This window comes from Streptomyces sp. NPDC101151 (assembly GCF_044768335.1).
GTDB lineage: Bacteria > Actinomycetota > Actinomycetes > Streptomycetales > Streptomycetaceae > Streptomyces.
In genome coordinates, this window is record NZ_JBIWPP010000008.1 from 16,121 (window position 1) to 33,879 (window position 17,759).

Annotated in this window: 10 protein-coding genes; 2 read left to right on the forward strand and 8 right to left on the reverse strand. The window is 72.5% G+C overall.

Annotated elements, in window-relative coordinates:
• Positions 1–26: 26 nt before the first annotated feature.
• A complete protein-coding gene (glpK, locus tag ACIRU3_RS17125; protein ID WP_404056968.1) occupies positions 27–1,547 on the forward strand; it encodes a glycerol kinase GlpK in 1,521 nt (506 codons plus the stop codon).
• An 87-nt stretch (positions 1,548–1,634) separates the two neighbouring features.
• Here the strand turns inward: glpK and ACIRU3_RS17130 are convergent, their stop codons facing one another.
• Genes ACIRU3_RS17130 through ACIRU3_RS17150 form a run of 5 tightly spaced genes read right to left on the reverse strand, consistent with a single transcriptional unit; the run spans position 1,635 to position 9,554 of the window.
• Entirely contained in the window at positions 1,635–2,240 is a 606-nt protein-coding gene (locus tag ACIRU3_RS17130) for a GTP-binding protein (RefSeq protein WP_404056970.1), read from the reverse strand.
• Positions 2,221–5,859 (reverse strand): hydantoinase B/oxoprolinase family protein, encoded by a 3,639-nt coding sequence (locus ACIRU3_RS17135; RefSeq protein WP_404056972.1) that lies wholly within the window; start codon positions 5,857–5,859, stop codon positions 2,221–2,223. Before ACIRU3_RS17135 ends, ACIRU3_RS17130 begins: the two co-directional genes overlap by 20 nt.
• Before the next feature lie 24 nt (positions 5,860–5,883).
• Positions 5,884–6,279: a DUF742 domain-containing protein gene (locus ACIRU3_RS17140; protein WP_404056974.1), complete on the reverse strand. Its 396-nt coding sequence runs from the start codon at positions 6,277–6,279 to the stop codon at positions 5,884–5,886.
• Between the two features lie 9 nt (positions 6,280–6,288).
• The gene (locus ACIRU3_RS17145) at positions 6,289–6,723 is read right to left on the reverse strand and encodes a roadblock/LC7 domain-containing protein (RefSeq protein WP_404056976.1); all 435 of its coding nucleotides are present in this window, start codon (positions 6,721–6,723) and stop codon (positions 6,289–6,291) included.
• Entirely contained in the window at positions 6,720–9,554 is a 2,835-nt protein-coding gene (locus ACIRU3_RS17150; protein ID WP_404056978.1) for a nitrate- and nitrite sensing domain-containing protein, read from the reverse strand. The genes ACIRU3_RS17145 and ACIRU3_RS17150 overlap by 4 nt, the downstream gene beginning before the upstream one ends.
• A gap of 391 nt (positions 9,555–9,945) precedes the next feature.
• Here ACIRU3_RS17150 and ACIRU3_RS17155 point away from each other — a divergent pair, with 391 nt between their 5' ends.
• Complete coding sequence (locus tag ACIRU3_RS17155; RefSeq protein WP_404056980.1) at positions 9,946–10,506, forward strand: hypothetical protein; 561 nt, start codon at positions 9,946–9,948, stop codon at positions 10,504–10,506.
• Positions 10,507–10,548: 42 nt separating this feature from the next.
• Here the strand turns inward: ACIRU3_RS17155 and ACIRU3_RS17160 are convergent, their stop codons facing one another.
• The 3 genes from ACIRU3_RS17160 to ACIRU3_RS17170 are packed head-to-tail and all read right to left on the reverse strand — an operon-like array spanning position 10,549 to position 17,706.
• The gene (locus tag ACIRU3_RS17160; protein WP_404056982.1) at positions 10,549–15,213 is read right to left on the reverse strand and encodes a hypothetical protein; all 4,665 of its coding nucleotides are present in this window, start codon (positions 15,211–15,213) and stop codon (positions 10,549–10,551) included.
• A 41-nt stretch (positions 15,214–15,254) separates the two neighbouring features.
• Positions 15,255–16,145: a hypothetical protein gene (locus ACIRU3_RS17165; RefSeq protein ID WP_404056984.1), complete on the reverse strand. Its 891-nt coding sequence runs from the start codon at positions 16,143–16,145 to the stop codon at positions 15,255–15,257.
• Positions 16,146–16,176: 31 nt separating this feature from the next.
• The gene (locus ACIRU3_RS17170) at positions 16,177–17,706 is read right to left on the reverse strand and encodes a hypothetical protein (protein ID WP_404056986.1); all 1,530 of its coding nucleotides are present in this window, start codon (positions 17,704–17,706) and stop codon (positions 16,177–16,179) included.
• Between the last annotated feature and the right edge of the window lie 53 nt (positions 17,707–17,759).

Sequence of the window (17,759 nt, forward strand, 5' to 3'; positions counted from 1 at the left end):
CCCGACCCAGCGACCCAGGGACAGCCATGACGGACACCGCCGAGAAGTACGTCGCCGCCATCGACCAGGGCACCACGTCCAGCCGCTGCATCATCTTCGACCACGGTGGCGCGATCGTCGCCGTGGACCAGCGCGAGCACCGCCAGATCTTCCCCAAGCCGGGCTGGGTGGAACACGACGCCACCGAGATCTGGTCCAAGGTGCAGGCCGTGGTGGCGGGGGCGCTCGCCAAGGCCGGACTGCGCGCGGACCAGCTGAGCGCCCTCGGCATCACGAACCAGCGGGAGACCACGGTCCTGTGGGACCGCGCCACCGGCAAGCCCGTGCACAACGCGATCGTCTGGCAGGACACCCGCACCGCGGGCCTGTGTCACGAACTCGGCGGCACCGACGGCCAGGACCGCTTCCGCGACCAGACCGGACTGCCGCTGGCCAGCTACTTCTCCGGCCCCAAGGCGGCCTGGCTGCTGGACAACGTGCCGGGACTCAGGGACCGCGCCGAACGCGGCGAGATCGCCTTCGGCACCATCGACTCGTGGCTGATCTGGAACCTCACCGGCGGCACGGACGGCGGCCGGCATCTCACCGACGTCACGAACGCCGGCCGCACCATGCTGATGAACCTGGAGACTCTCCAGTGGGATCCCTCCATCCTCTCCGCGATGAACGTTCCCGAGGTGGTCCTGCCCGAGATCAGGTCGTCCGCCGAGGTGTACGGCACCGCCGTCGGCCAGCTCGCCGGTGTGCCCGTGGCCTCGGCTCTGGGCGACCAGCAGGCCGCCGTGTTCGGGCAGGCCTGTTACGACGTCGGCACCGCGAAGAACACCTACGGCACCGGCAGCTTCCTCCTGCTCAACACCGGTGACCGGCCCGTGCCGTCCAAGAGCGGGCTGCTGACGACGATGGGGTACAAGATCGGCGAGGAGGCGCCGGTGTACTGCCTGGAGGGGTCCATAGCGATAACGGGCGCGCTCGTCCAGTGGTTCCGCGACCAGCTCGGCATCATCCGCACCGCCGACGAGATCGAGACCCTTGCGGCGAGCGTCGACGACAACGGCGGCGCCTACATCGTGCCCGCCTTCTCGGGCCTGTTCGCTCCCTACTGGCGCTCCGACGCGCGCGGGGTCGTCACCGGGCTGACCCGGTACGTCACCAAGGCCCATCTCGCGCGCGCGGTGCTGGAGGCGACGAGCTGGCAGACGAGGGAGGTCGTGGACGCCATGTACCAGGACTCCGGGGTGCGGATCACGACCCTGAAGGTCGACGGCGGCATGACGAAGAACAACCTGCTGATGCAGCACCAGGCGGACGTCCTCGGGGTGCCGGTGATCCGGCCCCGGGTCTCCGAGACCACCTGTCTGGGCGCCGCCTACGCGGCCGGCCTGGCGACCGGCGTCTGGAACGACCTGGACGAGCTGAAGTCGCACTGGCAGAAGGACGCGGAGTGGACACCGGCGATGGAGACGTCGGTACGCGACCGCGAATACCGCAACTGGCGCAAGGCGGTGGAGAAGAGCTTCGGCTGGCTCGAGGACGACCGGGCCTAGGTGCCGCGCGCTCCACGCGCGCGTGCGGCTGCGCCCAGAGACCACGGCCCGTACCCCTGTCGGCGGGGGTACGGGCCGTGCCTCGGGTCAGCTGGTGAGGGCCCCACGGCGGTCGGCCCCGTAGTCCATCGCATGCTGGACGACTCCGATGAGCACCTCCTTGACCGACTCGCGGTCGCGGGCGTCACACAGCAGGACGGGCACGTCCTGGTCCAGGTCCAGGGCCTGACGCACGGCCTCATCGGGATAACGGGCGGCCCCTTCGAAGCAGTTGACGCCGACGAGGAAGGGTATGGAGCGCCTCTCGAAGTAGTCGACGGCCGCGAAGCAGTCCTCCAAACGGCGCGTGTCGGCGAGGACGACGGCTCCGAGCGCGCCCTCGGACAGCTCGTCCCACATGAACCAGAACCGTTCCTGCCCGGGGGTTCCGAACAGGTACAGCACAAGGTCCTCGCGCAGGGTGATACGGCCGAAGTCCATGGCCACGGTGGTCGTGTGCTTGCCCTCCACGCCGCTCGTGTCGTCGACCGGGCGCCCGGCCTCGCTCAGCGACTCCTCGGTGCGCAGCGGCCTGATCTCGCTGACGGCGCCGACGAGGGTCGTCTTGCCCACGCCGAAGCCGCCGGCCACGAGGATCTTGAGCGTGACGGGCTCGACCGGGGGCATGCCGCGTTCAGAACGCCCGAAGATCATCGATCTCTTCTCCTGCTTGATGGTGGTCGGGCGACGGTCGGCCGTAGCCGCCGCCACCAGGGGTTTCGATGACGAGTACGTCGCCGGGACCGACGTCCGCCGATCCGCTCCCGCCGAGTTCGGTGACCGTGCCGTCGGCCCGCTCCACCCGGTTGGTGCCGAGCGCGCCGGGCTCGCCGCCCGCCATGCCGTACGGCGGCACGCGGCGGTGCTGGGAGAGCGTGGAGACGGTCATGGGTTCGAGGAAACGGATGCGGCGCACGGCACCGTCCCCGCCGCGCCGGCGTCCTGCGCCGCCGCTCCCGCGCCGGACGGCGAACTGGTCGAGCCTGACGGGCAGCCGCCACTCCAGCACTTCGGGGTCGGTGAGCCGCGAGTTGGTCATGTGCGTCTGTACGACGTCTGCACCGGGGAAGTCGTCGCCGGCTCCGGATCCGGAGGCGACCGTCTCGTAATACTGGTGGCGTTCGTTGCCGAAGGTGACGTTGTTCATGGTCCCCGAGCCCTCGGCCTGGACGCCGAGCGCGGCGTACAGGGCGCCGGTGACGGCCTGGGAGGTCTCGACGTTGCCCGCGACCACGGCGGCGGGCGGTTCGGGGGAGAGCATCGAGCCCGGGGGTACGACGATGTCCAGAGGGCGCAGGCAGCCGTCGTTGAGCGGGATGTCGTCGGCGACCAGGGTGCGGAAGACATACAGGACCGCGGCGTTGACCACCGAGAAGGGGGCGTTGAAGTTGGTGGTGAGCTGTGCGGAGGTGCCCGTGAAGTCGATGATCGCGCGGCGTTCGGCACGATCGACGCGCACGCGGACGCGGATGACGGCGCCCGAGTCCGTCTCGTAGGCGTACTCTCCGTCGTCCAGTGCGTCGACGACCCGGCGGACCGCCTCCTCCGCGTTGTCCTGGACGTGCCGCATGTAGGCCTGTACGACGTCGAGGCCGAACTCCTCGATCATGCGGCGGACTTCGTCGACGCCCTTCCGGTTGGCTGCGATCTGGGCGCGCAGGTCGGCGAGGTTGGTGCGGACGTTGCGGGAGGGATGGGGCGCCTCGGTGAGCAGGCGGCGGGTCTCTTCCTCCCGGAAGCGACCGCTCTCGGCGAGCAGCCAGTTGTCGAAGAGGACGCCCTCCTCCTCGATGGTCCGGCTGTCGGCGGGCATGGAGCCCGGGGCGATGCCGCCGATCTCGGCGTGGTGACCGCGGGAGGCGACATAGAAGAGGATCTTCGACTCACTCTCCGTGTCCTTCGCGGAGTCGGTGTCGAAGACCGGGGTGATCACGGTGACGTCGGGCAGGTGGGTGCCGCCGTGGTACGGGTCGTTGACGGCGTAGGTGTCGCCGGACCGCATCGAGGTGCCGCGGCGGCGGATGACCTCTTTGACGCTGGTGCCCATGGAGCCCAGGTGGACGGGGATGTGGGGCGCGTTGGCCACCAGGTTTCCGTCCGGGTCGAAGAGCGCGCAGGAGAAGTCCAGGCGTTCCTTGATGTTGACGGACTGGGCCGTGGACTCCAGCCGGGCGCCCATCTGCTCGGCGATCGACATGAAGAGGTTGTTGAAGACCTCAAGCAGAACCGGGTCCGCTTTCGTGTCCAGATCGGAACTCTGCGTAATCGCCGCGCGTTCCATGAGCAGATGCCCGTCGTCGGTCGCAGCGGCCCGCCAGCCGTCGTCGACGACGGTCGTGGCGCCGGCCTCGGCGATGACCGCGGGGCCGGTGACGGTTTCGCCGGGCGGAAGGGCCTCCCGGCGATGGAGGGGTACGTCGCGCCAGGCGCCGTCGGTGTGGAGGCGGACGGTCTCGGGGGCGGCGCGGTGGCCCTCGTACGGGGTGAGGGCGGAGAGATCGGGGGGTGCGGTGATGCCGGTGGCTTCGACGGAGAGGGCCTCGACGACGATCGGGCGGTCGAGCGTGAAGGAGTACGTGGCGCGATGACGCTCTTCGAAGGTGTGACGCATGGAGTCGGGCTCGGTGAGCTCGACGGTGAGGGTGGTGTCGGTGCCGTCGTAGCGCAGTTGGGCGCGCCGGGTGATCTCGATGCGGTCCTCCGGGACGTCCTCGGCGAGGAGTTCGGCCCGGGTGGCGCTTTCCAGGTCGTCGGCGGTCTTGCGGACGCCGGGCATCGAGGCGGCCTCCAGGGGTGCCTCTACGGACTGTTCGCGCATGGCGGTGGTGTCGGCGAGGCCGATGCCGAGTGCGGAGAGGACACCGGCCATGGGGGGCACGAGGACGGTACGGATGCCGAGCGAGTCGGCGACCCTGCAGGCGTGCTGGCCGCCCGCCCCGCCGAAGGTGGTGAGGGCGTAGCGGGTGACGTCGTGGCCCTTCTGGACGGAGATCCGCTTCACGGCGTTGGCGATGTTGGCGACGGCGATCTGCAGGTACCCCTCGGCCACCTGCTCGGGGGTGCGGTCGTCGCCGGTCCGTTCACGGATCTCGTGCGCGAGGGCGGTGAAGCGGTCATGGACCACGGCGGCGTCGAGCGGCCGGTCGCCGTCGGGGCCGAAGACCGCGGGGAAGTGGGCGGGTTGGATGCGGCCGAGCATCACGTTGGCGTCGGTGACGGTGAGCGGGCCGCCGGCGCGGTAGCAGGCGGGTCCGGGGTCGGCGCCGGCCGAGTCGGGGCCGACGCGGTAGCGGGAGCCGTCGAAGTGGAGCACGGAGCCGCCGCCTGCGGCGACGGTGTGGATGTCGAGCATGGGAGCGCGCAGCCGGACGCCCGCGATCTGCGTGGTGAAGACACGCTCGTACTCGCCGGCGAAGTGCGAGACGTCGGTGGAGGTGCCGCCCATGTCGAAGCCGATGACGCGGTCGAAGCCGGCGCGCTGCGACATGCGGGCCATGCCGACGATGCCGCCGGCCGGCCCGGAGAGGATGGCGTCCTTGCCACGGAACTGCCCGGCCTCGGTGAGCCCGCCGTTGGACTGCATGAACATCAGTCGCACGCCCCGGAGTTCGTCGGCGACGTGTCGCACATAGCGGCGCAGCACGGGCGAGAGGTAGGCGTCGACCACGGCGGTGTCCCCGCGCGGCACGAGCTTCATCAGCGGGCTGGCCTCGCTGGACAGCGAGATCTGCGGGAAGCCGGTGCGTGCCGCGAGGTCGCCGATCGCGCGTTCGTGTGCGGGGTGGAGGTGGCTGTGCAGGCAGACGACGGCGACCGCGCGGATCCCGTCGTCGTACGCCTCCTGGAGCGGCCCCGCGAGGGCGTCCAGGTCGGGGGCCCGCAGGACGGTGCCGTCGGCGGCGATGCGTTCGTCGGCCTCGATCACCCGCTCGTAGAGCAGCTCGGGCAGTTCGATCCGGCGGGCGAAAATGCTGGGGCGGTTCTGGTAGGCGATGCGAAGGGCGTCGCGGAAACCGCGGGTGATCACCAGGAGGGTGCGTTCGCCCTTGCGTTCCAGCAGCGCGTTGGTGGCGACGGTGGTGCCCATGCGGACGGCGTCGACGGGTTCCCCGGAGCCGTCGAGCAGTTCGCGCACGCCGGCGACGGCCGCGTCGGCGTACCGGGCGGGGTTGTCGGACAGCAGTTTGTGCGTGAGCAGGCGGCCGTCCGGGCGACGCGCGACGATGTCGGTGAAGGTGCCGCCTCTGTCGACCCAGAACTGCCAGCCTGTCACGTCACTACTCCGCTTCCGCGCCGGTCACAGCGCCCGGAGGCCGTTGATCACGTCGCGCAGAATACTCTCGTCCGGCAGCTCTGCCGGGGGCACCGGACGCGTCACATGGACGAGTTCCGCGTGCACGAGGTCCCCGATGAGCACGCGGACCACACCGATCGGCAGGTCGAGTCCCGCGGCGAGCTCCGCGACCGACTGCGGTGCCGTGCGACAGAGTCCGACGATCTCCGTGTGTTCCGGGGCGAGTGTCGGGTCCGTCTCCGGATCTCCCGCCGCGGGTTCGGTGACGACCACCGCGATCAGATCGAGGCGGTGCTGGGCCGGACTGGTGGTGCGACCGCGTGTCATGGCGTACGGCCGGACGACCGGTCCGGCCTCGTCGTCGAACCAGTGGCTTCTTCCCTGACCGTCTCCGCTCATGTCATCCCACTACCCGCCTGCGGGCAGATCGGTGCGCGGAGCGGAGCGGAGATGTACGCCGACCCGCTTGACCAGCAACGTCATCTCGTAGGCGACCTGCCCGACGTCGGACTCGGCATCCGAGAGGACGGCGAGGCAGCTGCCGTCCCCGGCGGCCGTGACGAACAGGAAGGCGTCGTCGAGCTCGACCACGGTCTGCCGGACGCTGCCCGCCTCGAAGTGGCGGCCCACCCCCTTGGCGAGGCTGTGGAAGCCGGACGCGACCGCGGCCAGGTGCTCGCTGTCCTCCCTGGTCAGGTCCTTGGACACCCCCGTGGGCAGACCGTCGCCGGAGAGCACGACGGCCTTGCGGATGCTGGCGACCCGGTCGACGAGGTCGTCCAGGAGCCAGTTCAGCTCTCCCCTGTTCGTCTCCGTGTGGCCGGTGGCCTTCGGTGCGGTCATCGACCGTCCCCCTTTGTCGTTCCTTGTGCTGTGCCGTTCCGGGCCTGGTCGCCCGCGGCGTTTTCGTCACGGCCGCGCTGCCAGCCGCGCTGGAGCGAGGCCATCCGGCTGCGGACCTCATCGGCGTCCCGGTCGGCGGGCTGCGCCGTGTGGTCGGGGCGCCGTTCGGTTTCCTGCTTCAGCTGTGGGGCCAGGTTGGCCTGTCGTACCCGCCGGGGCAGTGGCCCGGTGCCGGTGCCGGACGCGGGGACCGCGCCGCCACTGGGCGGGGCGCCGTCGCCCGGGCCGGCGGCGGGAGCGGCCTGCGCGGGCTGGGTCCGTCGGGGCAGCGCCGGGGCCTGGGCGGTCTGGTCCGCGCCGCCGGCCGCAGGGGCCGTGCGCTCGCCGACGGGGTCGCCGATTCCGGTGGTGCGTCGAGCTGCCTCACCGCGGCGGCGGGCGGGCAAGGGGGCCAGTCCGCCGGTGTCGGGGCGGCGCGGGCCGGCCGCGGGCGGCTCGTCCGCTTCGCCGCGTCGGGAGGGCTGCTCGGTGACGGGCCTGCCGTGCGAGCTGACCAGCTTCGGCACGTGCCGGCGGGGCAGCGGTACGGGTCCGCCGGGGCGGTCGACTGCCTGGCTGTCGTCGGCACGGACGGAGGCCGGCTGATGGGGCTCTCCCGGCCGGGTGGCCGCCTGGTCGTCGGAGTGGCCGCGGCCGCGGCGGGGCCGGAACAGGCCGCCGCGCTCGCTCTCCTCGTCCGGGAGGGCGCCGGGGAAGTCGTCGATGGCGTCCAGGTCCACCGGTGCCTCCAGCTCAACCGGGCCGTCCAGCAGGGAGGTCGGCAGGCCGGGCAGCTGCACCGGGGCCTGCGACCGGGCAGGGGTGAGGCTCGCCGCCTGCTTGATTTCCTTCGAGGGGCGGTCACGGTCGAGGCGGAAGCCGATGCCGTTGGTGTCCGGGACGTCGTCGGACAGCAGCGCGTCGGGGATGAAGATGACGGCCGTGGTGCCCCCGTAGGGGGACGGCTGCAGGGAGACCCTGACGTTCTGGCGCTGGGCGAGGCGGCTGACCACGAAGAGGCCGAGCCTATCGGTGTCCGAGAGTTCGAACTCGGGGGTCTCGGCGAGCCGGAGGTTCGCGTCCAGCAGCGCTTCGGCCGTCATGCCGAGTCCGCGGTCGTGGATCTCCAGGGTGAAGCCGTTGGCGACGCGCTCGCCGAGTACCTGGACGGCGGTGTGCGGCGGCGAGAAGACCGTGGCGTTCTCCAGGAGCTCGGCCACGAGGTGCGTGACGTCCGCGACGGCCGGTCCGGTGACGGCGACCCGCGGCAGGCGCCGGACCTCGATGCGCTCGTAGTCCTCGACCTCGGCGACGGCGGCGCGGACGATGTCCATCAGCTGCACGGGGCGGCGCCACTGCCGCGAGGGTGCGGCGCCGGAGAGGATCACCAGGCCCTCGGCGTGCCGTCGCATCCGGGTGGTGAGGTGGTCCAGGCGGAACAGGTCGGCGAGTTCGTCGGTGTCCTCGGTCCTGCGCTCCATGGTGTCGAGCAGGGTGAGCTGCTTGTGCAGGAGGACCTGGCTGCGGCGGGCGAGGTTGACGAAGACCTCGGAGACTCCGGCCCGCAGTTCGGCCTGCTTGACGGCGGCCTCGACGGCCGCGCGCTGGAGCGTGTTGAGGGCCTGGCCGACCTCGCCGATCTCGTTCTTGTCGTACTCCAGCCGTGGCACCTCGGTCTCGACGTCGACCTGTTCACCGGTGGAGAGACGGCGCATCACGCTGGGCAGCCGGACGCCGGACGCCTCGTGTGCCTCCAGGCGCAGCTGCCGCAGGTCGCGGATGAGACTGCGGCCGACGCGCACGGACAGGACGATGGAGAGCAGAAGAGCGACGAGTCCGAGGATGCCCGCGACGGCCGCCTGCACGATCACGCCCATGGCCACGGGCTGCACACGGTCCTGGAAGCGGTCGCCGACCTGGTTGTCCAGGGTGCCGAGTTCGTCGAGGACGCTCGCCGCGGCGGAGTCCCAGCTCTGGGCGGTGACACCGCGCGGGGTTCCGGAATCGGTGCCGATGGCGGTCTGTTCGGCCACCCGCAGCGGGGCGGTGGTGGCGTTCTTCCAGAAGCGCTCGTACCGTTCGCGCTCCGAGGCGGGCAGCAGCGGCAGGCTGATGTCGTACAGGAGGGTGCGCTGGGCGACGAGGTCGGAGATGTCGCGGGTCTCGTCGTGAGAGAGCTTGCCGACCACCAGCGCGGAGCCGAGCAGGGCGTCCTCGCGGGAGAGCAGCTCGCGGGCTCGGGTGACGTTGACCAGGGCCCGGGCCTGCTTGTCCATGTCGACGTCGTCGATGCCGCCGAGGGCGTCGAAGAGGGTGTAGCAGGGGTCGATGAGCCGGTTGTACAGGTCGAGGGCCTGAGCGCGGCTGACCGTGCGTTCCTCGACGCTGCGGCGCAGGGAGTCGAGGCCGTCGAAGGCGTCCAGGACGGTGGTGAGTCGATCGCTGTCGTCCGCGTCCATGGCGCCACGGAGGTCGTGGTCCCTGGCGTTCTCGCGGATCTCGGCGACGGCCCGGTCGGTGGCCGTGCGGGTGCGGTGCAGCGCCGAGAGGGCGTCGGCCGCCCGTGGGTCTGCGAGGTAGACGAGGGTCTGCCGGCGTTCCTGCTGCAGAACGCGGACGGTGTCCTCGGTGGGGTAGGCGATGTTCTGGACGACATCGGTCACATGGAAGAGCCGGGTGACTTCACGCCCCGTGAGTACCGTGGCGAAGCCCCAGATGGCGACCAGGGACACCAGCGGCACGAGAAGCAGCGCCACGATCTTCCGGCGGATCGACTTCCCGCGAAAGCGCATGGCCTCCCCCAGCTCGACCCCCGCCGGTCGGGGGTACACATGTCAGTCAGCAAACGGCGCGAGCCTACTACCGCCCCACAGGTAACTCGAAGACATGTCCGGAGGATGAACTTCCGCACCGGCGGCAAGACATGGCGAGTTGTCCGGGCATTGCGGGAGATTGCGCCCGGGATGCGCATGCCCGTGGCGCGACCGGCCGAAGCAGTACGGACAGCCAGTTGGCCGAAATTTTTCGCAAGTGGGGAATCTTCGCGGGTCGTTGTTCGTCTTCTCTACGGGAAATGGGGGCGGAATCGGCCACAGGAGCCGCATCCCCCACCCTGGCGGCGTAAAACAGCGCAAGCCGGGCAGCCACTGGGGAGTCGGGTTCTTCGGGCACCGGGGCGAGGGGATGCTGGCGGTGGGGAGTGAGACGGTGACGGGCACGGCGGAGCGGCGCGAGGCGCCCGAGGAGAGCGCGGCGGAGCGCTCGGCGGCACGTCGGGGCCATGAGGCGCCGTATCGCGACATTCCGGCGCGTACGGGTGGCGATGGGTCCGTCGGCGGGCAACAGCTGCTGCACCAACGACCGCTGTGGGTCGAGGAGCCGGCGCTACGGCGCCGGATGCCCGACCCGGTGCGTTCGGCGGCGGTGCGGGCGGTGCTGGTCATCGCGGTGACGCTCATACAGGCCATGGTGGCGTTCCTGTGCACACTGGCCGGGTCCTGGCTGGCGTTCCCGATGGTCATCAGCAGCGTGACCAGCACGGTGGTGGCCACCTGGGCCGCGGTCGACGTATGGGTGACCCGCCAGGTGTGGAACCAGCGGCACGGTGTGGTCTCCGAGCCGAGCAGCACGGCCCGGTCGCTGCGCCGCGAGCGTCGCGCCCGCCGCCGCCAGGAGCGGGCCGCCCTGCGGGAGCAGGAGCGGATACGCCGGCGCGGCGGCTCCGGACGGCTGTCGCACTCCTGACCTTCGGGCGGCCGCCGACCCGATCAGGGAGCAGGCCGTCGGCTAGGCCGGGCGCTTGTACATCCGTGTCGCCGTGATCTCGCTGTGTACCGCCTCTCCGGCCTGGGGCTGCTGTGGCAGGCCGGGCCGGAGGTGTTCCTCCACGCTGATGTACTTCAGGCCCGCCCTGAGGTCGGCGTCGTTGCGCAGCCGGATGACCAGCGGGAACTCCGCCAGAGCGGTCGTGTCGAACAGACCGGTGGTGTACAGCAGCTGGACGCCCAGGGCGTCGGATACGGCACGCTGCAGCTCCAGCAGGTACGTCGCGTTGGCGCGGCCGATGGGGTTGTCCAGGAACAGCGTGCCCGCGTGCCGGTGCTTGTCGCGGCCCCGGTCGTTGGACCGGAGCGCGGCCATCGTGCAGTACAGGGCGATGGCCGCGGTGAGCAGCTGGCCGCCGGAGAACACGTCGCCCATCTGCCCGACGGCCACGCGTTCGGCACGCAGTACAGCGTCCGGTTTGAGGATCTCGACGGCCACGCCCTTCGGCTGCAGCGCGGCCGCGACTCCGCGCAGCAGCAGGGACATGCCGTCGCGGCGCAGGTCCGAGTTCTTCTTGACCGCCGCGCGCGTGGCCTCGTCGACGACCTCGCCGAGCCGCTCGGTGAGCGTGGCCTGGTCGGGCTCCTCGAAGCGGATGCGCAGGAACTCCTGCCCCGACCACTCACCGAGCCCTTCCGGGAGGCGGGAGAGGCGCTGGGCGGAGCGCAGGGTGGCGAGCGCCGACTCGACCAGTCCCCTGAGCCGGTCCACGATCGAGTCCCGGTTGCGCTCGAGCTGCGCCAGCTCGTCGGTGAGCACGCGCAGTCGAGGTGCGAACGCGTCCGCCCACTTCTGGGCGTGCTCGGGCAGCGCGGAGGCGGGCAGCTCACGGATCTGCTGCCGGGCGGGGGTGCGGACCTGTTCGTAGCGCGTGGAGTTGGCGTGCCGGACGAGCACGTCGCTCGCCTCGCGCACGGCCGCCTCGGCGGCCGACAGGTCGGCGGCACAGCCACGCAGCGAACGGCGGGCCTCGGCGGCCGAGTGGCGGGCCTCCTCCGGGCTGCCGGGGTACGGCTCCGGCTCCTCCCGCTCCTCGTCGGGGGTGTGCTCGCGCAGCAGGTCGCGGAGCATCGCGGCGATCTCGTCGAAGCCGCCGGCCGCGTCCTCGGCGGCCCGGTGGGCCTCCAGCAGCTCGGCGTGAGCCTCGCGGGCCTCGGCCAGCGCCTCGGTGCGGGTGGCGAGTTCGGCGGTGGCGGTGCGCAGGAGGGCCTGGGCATGCTCGGCGTCGCGCGGGACGAGTTCCTCGGGCAGCTCGGTGTGCGCCTCGCCGTCCTCGGGGGCGTGCCGCTCGGCCTCGCCGCGCAGCCGGCCGAGCTGCTCGCTCGCCGTCGACATCCGGGTCTCCAGGAGCTGCACCAGTTCCTCCGAGCGTGCGGCGGCGGCCTGCCGGGAGGGGCCGTCGGAGCCGTCGGGCGACTGGAGGAGCTGCTCGGCGCGCGTGCGGACCTTGTTGCTGAGCCGGTTCAGCTCGGCGAGGGCCGCGCTGTCGTCGCTCTCCGCGCGGGCCTGCTCGGCCCGCAGATCGGCACCGACGCCGACCTTCTCGTAGACCTGGGAGGCGGCCCGGTAGGCCTCGCGAAGGGCGGGCAGGGACGCCTTCGGCGCCTCCGCGTCCGCCGCCGGTACGTCGTCGGGCGCGCCCGCGATCTCGGAACGCTCGGCGCGCAGCGCACGCGCGGTGCGGCGGGCGTCGTCGGCGGCGCGCTGGGTGGCGCGGCGGTCCTCGTCGGCGGCGCGGGCCCGGTCCAGGCAGGTCTGGGCGCGGGCCTCGGACTCGGCGCCGTCGTCGGCGAGTTCACGGAGTTTGACCTGCCAGCCGGCGCGCTCGCGCAGCCGGTAGGCGAGTCCGGCGAGGGCGTCGGCGGCACGGCGGGCCTTCTGTGCCGCCTCCTGCCGCTCGTCGCGGACCTGTGCGGCCTCGGCGGCGGCCTCGTCGACCTCCGCGCGCGTGGTGCGCGCCTCGGCCAGCTCGGCCGCGGCCTCCTCCGCGAACCCGCGCGTCTCCCGGGCGGCCTCGGCCAGTTCGGTGAGCCGTCCGGCCGGGCAGCCGGTGCGCCAGGACGCGAGCCGGGCGGCCAGCTCGCGGTCCTTGCCGAGCCGGGCGGCCAGGGCCCGGATCTCCTCGTCGCGCGCGGTGGCCCGCGCGCGCAGCGCCTGACGCTCCTCGTCGGCCGCGTGCTCGTCGTGCATGGCGGGGTTCGGCGGCACCAGGAAGACGTCGCCAGGGGCGGCGTCGGGCGCCGGGGTGGGGGCGAGCAGGGCGGCGGCCGTGCCGACGGCCACGGCGGAGCGTGGCAGCAGGGCGGCGTCGCTGAGCGCCTCGCGGGCACGCGTGTGCGTGTCCGGGTCGGTGATGATCACGCCGTCGACCAGTTCGGGGCGCGCGGCGAGCACGCGCGCGTGGTCGGCGGGGTCGACGGCCTGCGCGAGGTAGCGCCAGCCGGGCAGGGCGGGGATGCCCTGCTCGCCGAGGAACTCCACGGTGGCCAGGACGTCGGGCCCGGGCGGCAGCAGCCCGCCGTCACCGAGGGCCCCGAGGATGCGGGCGTCGTCGGCGGCGGCGGTGCGCAGCTCGAAGAGATGACGCTCGGCGCTCGACACCGCGTCGTCGAGCAGTCCGCGCAGCTCGTCCGCGAAGCGGTCCAGTTCCTCAGGGCCGAGAGGGCCCTCGGCGACGGAACGGGAGCCGTCGTCCGGCTCGCCCGCGCGCGCGGGCGAGCCGATCGAGTCCGCCCCTCCCGTCCTGGGTGCGGGCACTCCGGCGCGGGCCGTCCCGGGTGCGCCCGGCAGGCTCAGCAGCTCCGCGAGGCGTTCCTCGGCTGCCAGCGCCTCGGCGAGACGCCGCTCGGCGTCGTGGCCGCGCTCGGCCGCCGTGGCCGCGTCGGCCGCGCGGGCCGCGGTCAGCTCCGCACGGGACTCGGCGGAGGCCGCCTCGCGCGCGTGCTCGGTCGCCTTGCGTGCGGCCTCACGGGCCGCGTCCCAGGCGCCCACGGCGGTCTTCTCGGCGTCGCTGGCGGCGAGCGCGGCACGGGCCGGGTCGGAGTCCGGGGCGCTGTCGTCGAGCCAGCCCGCGCGGACCGCCTCGGCCGTCTCCTGCTCGACCTCGGTGAGTCGCTGGCGCAGATGCCCGGCCTCACTGCGGGCGCGCTGTGCCTCGGTGGCGGCGGCCGTGGAGTCGCGGTAGGCGGAGTCGCTGACCTCCTGGAGCGCGGCGGAGCGCTCCTCCTCCTCGTTGGCGAGGACCTCGGCGCTCTCGGCGGCCGCGTGCAGGGCCCGTACCAGGTCAACGGCGGCCTTGGCGCGTGCGGCGAGCGCGGGCGCCGCGTCCCGCTCGGCCTCCTGGATCGCCGCGGACACGCGGGCGACGCGGTCGGCGGCGGCACGGTGGCGCAGTACGACTTCGGCGGCCTGCCAGGCGGAGTGCAGTGTGCGCGCGTCGGCCAGCTCGCGCTTCTGCGCGGCGGCGGACTTCTCGGTTGCGGCGAGCGCCAGGGAGGCGTGCCGGAAGGCGAGTTCTGCGGCGATCAGAGCGCTGCGCTCCCGCGCGCCCTCGGAGTGGGTGACGGCATAGGCGGCGGCCGTGACGCGCTGTGCGAGGTCGCCGGCCCGCACCCGCTCCTGCACGGCCCGTGCGGACAGCCGCCTCGCCAGTATGCCGGTACGCCGCTCGGCGGCGGCGTGGATGTCACGGGCACGCGCACGTGCCTCGGCAGCCTCCACGATCCGCCCGAGCAGGTCCACGGAACCGGCGGTGAAGTCCCTTTCGGCGATCAGCTCGGCGCGTCGGCCGAGCTTGTTGCCGAAGCCGCCGACCAGGTCGGCGAGGCCGTCGGTGTCGCGGGTGTCGGTGACCGCGCGCAGCAGCAGGTCGGTGAAGTCGGAGTCCTTCTTGACCGCGAAGAGACCGGCCGCCTCGCCCTCGTCGGCGTTCATCTCCCGCTGGTAGCGGAAGAGTTCGGGGTCGAGGCCGAGGTCGCCGAGGTGCTCGATCCAGCGGTCGTGGATCTCCTCCCAGTGCACCTCCAGGTGCGGGTAGGCCTTCCCGGCCTCCGTGAGGGCGTCACGGAAGCCCTTCATGGTGCGTCGGCGGCCCTGGGCGCCCGAGGTGCCCTCGACGGGCGGCCGCACGGCGGTGGACTCGGCGACCGGCAGGTTGTCCAGGCTCAGGCCGGGGCCGGGCCGGAAGGAGTACCAGGCCTCGGCGAACTTCCGTGGGTCGTTGGAGACCTGGCGTCCGCGCCACTCGCTGGCCTTGCCGACGACCACGCACTCGCCGGTCTGCACATGCTGCCACTCCAGCGCCACGTGCCCGCAGTCGTCGGCGAGCAGGAACTTGCGCAGGACGCCTGAGCTGGCGCCGCCGAGGGTGTTGCGGTGGCCCGGGAGCATCACCGAGAAGATCAGCTTGAGCAGGACGGACTTGCCGCCGCCGTTCTCCAGGAACAGCACGCCCGCGGGCGCGGGGCGGCGCGGCGGGCCGGCCGGCTCCTCCTCGAAGAACTCCGCCTGCGTGGGCGCGGGGTCGGGCACGGGCTCGCCCACGCCGCGCAGGTCAAGCACGGTGTCGGCGTAGCGCGCACCGGCGGGCCCGATGGAGTAGAGGCGGACCCGGGACAGCTCGTACATGGCGGACTCTCGTCAGTCTTCCGGCAGATCAGGGTGGTTTTTCAGGGGTGCGAGGGCGCGTGGAAGGGCAGCCCGGCGTCGGCCACCAGATCCAGGTCGTCGGTGTCCTCGGCGGGCAGCAGGCCTGCCGTGCCGTCGGTGACCGGGACGACGCCCAGCTCCAGCAGCTCGGCCATCGCGGCGCTGCCGGCCATGTCGCGCACCTGCAGCTGGTAACGGGCCGTGGTGCGGTAGGTGCCGCCGTGGTCGTCCCCGGTGCGCTGCAGGAACCCGGAGTCGGTGAGGAAGACGGCCGCCTTGCCGACGATGCCCGTGGTGGAACCGGCCAGCCGGCGCGCGTCCTTGGTGGCGCCGGCCGCGCTGCGTCTGGCCCAGATCCGCCAGGCGGCCTCCAGTCCGGGTGCGTCGGTCGCCGGGTCGGTGTTCTCGCCCTGCTCCTCGGCGCGTTCCTCCAGGCGGCGGCAGGCCTGTCGTACGAAGGCGTCGACGCCGTTGACGGTGACCCGGCCGATGTAGGAGTCGTCGGCCAGGTCCTCCGGGCGCGGGAACGCCAGTGCGGCGACTGCGAGATGGGCGAGCCCGTGCAGGAACCGGTCTGCGGAGTCGGCGGCGGTGCGACGCGCGTAGTCGCCCATGCGGACGGCGAACACCGAGTCCTCGGCGGCCGTCACGGCCATCCCCGCGCGCGGGGACACCTCCAGCACGACGAGTCCGAGACCGGCGGCGACGGCGTCCGCGAGCCGCGCGAACGCCGGGTCGTCACGGTAGCGGCGCAGCAGCTCCGTGTACTCCTGGTCGCGGGCCGGCTGCAGCTTGGGCTGCAGTCCGAAGGCGACGAGCCGCGCCGCGTCGGCGGCGTCGGCGGGGGTGACGGCGGGGGTCGCCGGCGTGGCGGGGGTCTCCGCCTCACTCCACTCGACGTGCTCGCTCACGGCTTGGGCTCCTTGTCGCGCTCTTGCTCACTCATGCTGCTTCCGTCCGGTCGGCCGCCATTCCCGCCGCGTCCAGCAGCGCGGTCCCCACGATGAAGTCGGCCCCGCCGAAGTCCGGGTCGTCCAGCTCCGTCCCGTCGTCCACGGCGAACAGCAGCTTCTGCTCGCCCTGGCGGTACGCGGTGCCCACGGCGGGACTGGCCGCGTGGATCGCCAACAGGGCGACCAGATAGGCGAGATCGAAGCCACCGGAGTCCCGGGCCTGCGCCAGCAGCCCCGACAGCCTGCGCGGCGCGTCGGCCGGCAGGTCGAGCAGCTCTCTGGCGGCGGCCAGCTGCTCCTCGCTGAACCGGCTGTCGTCCGGCGTCGCGATCAGGTCGGGCTCGGGCATCTCCGCGCCCAGGTGCTCCCGCTCCACCGGTGGTGTCAGCAGTATGTCGACGAGGTCGGCGAGCCGCACCGACACCGGTGTGCGCAGCCCCGTGCCGTTCGTGAAGAACGCGTCCGTGACCCGGATCGCCCGGTCGAGGGGCAGCGGCAGCACCGGTGCGACCAGGTGGCTGTACAGGTCGATCCCGGAGGTCGTGGTGGGCGTGGCGAAGGCCTGCCGGTCCTGTTCGGCGCGGAAGAGGGGGCCGGCCTCCAGCAGGCGCGACTGGAGCTGGGTGTGCCGCCGGATGCAGTCCTTGACGATGTCCACGAGCTCGGCGGCGCGCCGCTTGTGCTCGGGGTCCTCGGTCTCGTCGCGGGCCTTGCGGATGTTGGTGAGGATCGCGTTTTCGTGACGGTACCGGTCCGCCACGTGGTCCAGTGCCTCGACGATCATGTCGGGTACGGCGTTGAGCCAGTCGACCGCGCGCACGTTGCGCCGTGTGGCGTCCAGGGCGCGGCGCAGGGTCTCCGAGTACTGCACGGTGCGGTACCGGGCCTGCTCGGCGGCGAGCTGGGCGTCCGCGAGGCGGCCGCGGTTGATCAGCACCTCCAGCTTGACCTCGGCCGCGATCTGCGCGCTGGTGACGTCGGTGTCCAGGGCGCCGACCAGGACGTTGACCGCCTCGTCCGTCGTGCGGAGGTAGACCGTGCCGCCGGGGCCGGGGACCTCCTCGATCAGCTTGAAGTCGTAGTCACGGCGGACATAGGTGCCGTCCGGCGTGAACGTGCCGTACACCGCGCGGAAGCCGCGGTCCACGCTGCCGACGTTGATCAGGTTCTCCAGGACCCAGCGCGCCACGCGCTCGTGCTCGGCGACGGGCCGCTGCGGGGCCTGGGCGGCGATGCGCGGGATGAGCCGGGCCACTATCTGCTCGTGGTCGGCGCCCGTGTCGAAGTCCATGTTCAGCGTGACCAGGTCGATGCCGGCCAGGGCCACCTCGGCCATGCCGTACACCGAGTACTCGCCGGCCAGGTTGGCCTTGCGCGCGTCGAGGTCGTGCAGCGGCGCGGTGCAGGCGAGCGCGCGCAGCCGACGCGCCAGCCCCTCGTCGGCGGCCGGGCCCGGTGCCGGGCGCGGCCCCGCGCTGAGCTGGGGCGGAGCGCTGTCCGTCGATGCAGGCGAAGTCACGGTGCACAGAGTAGGTCCTCGGTGTGACAACGACCCAAACGACGCAGAAGCGA

Bases quoted from the DNA above. Each gene is read 5' to 3' on its own strand.
- glpK (WP_404056968.1), top strand. From the start codon at position 27: ATGACGGACACCGCCGAGAAGTACGTCGCCGCCATCGACCAGGGCACC.
- ACIRU3_RS17130 (WP_404056970.1), bottom strand. From the start codon at position 2,240: ATGATCTTCGGGCGTTCTGAACGCGGCATGCCCCCGGTCGAGCCCGTC.
- ACIRU3_RS17140 (WP_404056974.1), bottom strand. From the start codon at position 6,279: ATGAGCGGAGACGGTCAGGGAAGAAGCCACTGGTTCGACGACGAGGCC.
- ACIRU3_RS17145 (WP_404056976.1), bottom strand. From the start codon at position 6,723: ATGACCGCACCGAAGGCCACCGGCCACACGGAGACGAACAGGGGAGAG.
- ACIRU3_RS17150 (WP_404056978.1), bottom strand. From the start codon at position 9,554: ATGCGCTTTCGCGGGAAGTCGATCCGCCGGAAGATCGTGGCGCTGCTT.
- ACIRU3_RS17155 (WP_404056980.1), top strand. From the start codon at position 9,946: ATGCTGGCGGTGGGGAGTGAGACGGTGACGGGCACGGCGGAGCGGCGC.
- ACIRU3_RS17160 (WP_404056982.1), bottom strand. From the start codon at position 15,213: ATGTACGAGCTGTCCCGGGTCCGCCTCTACTCCATCGGGCCCGCCGGT.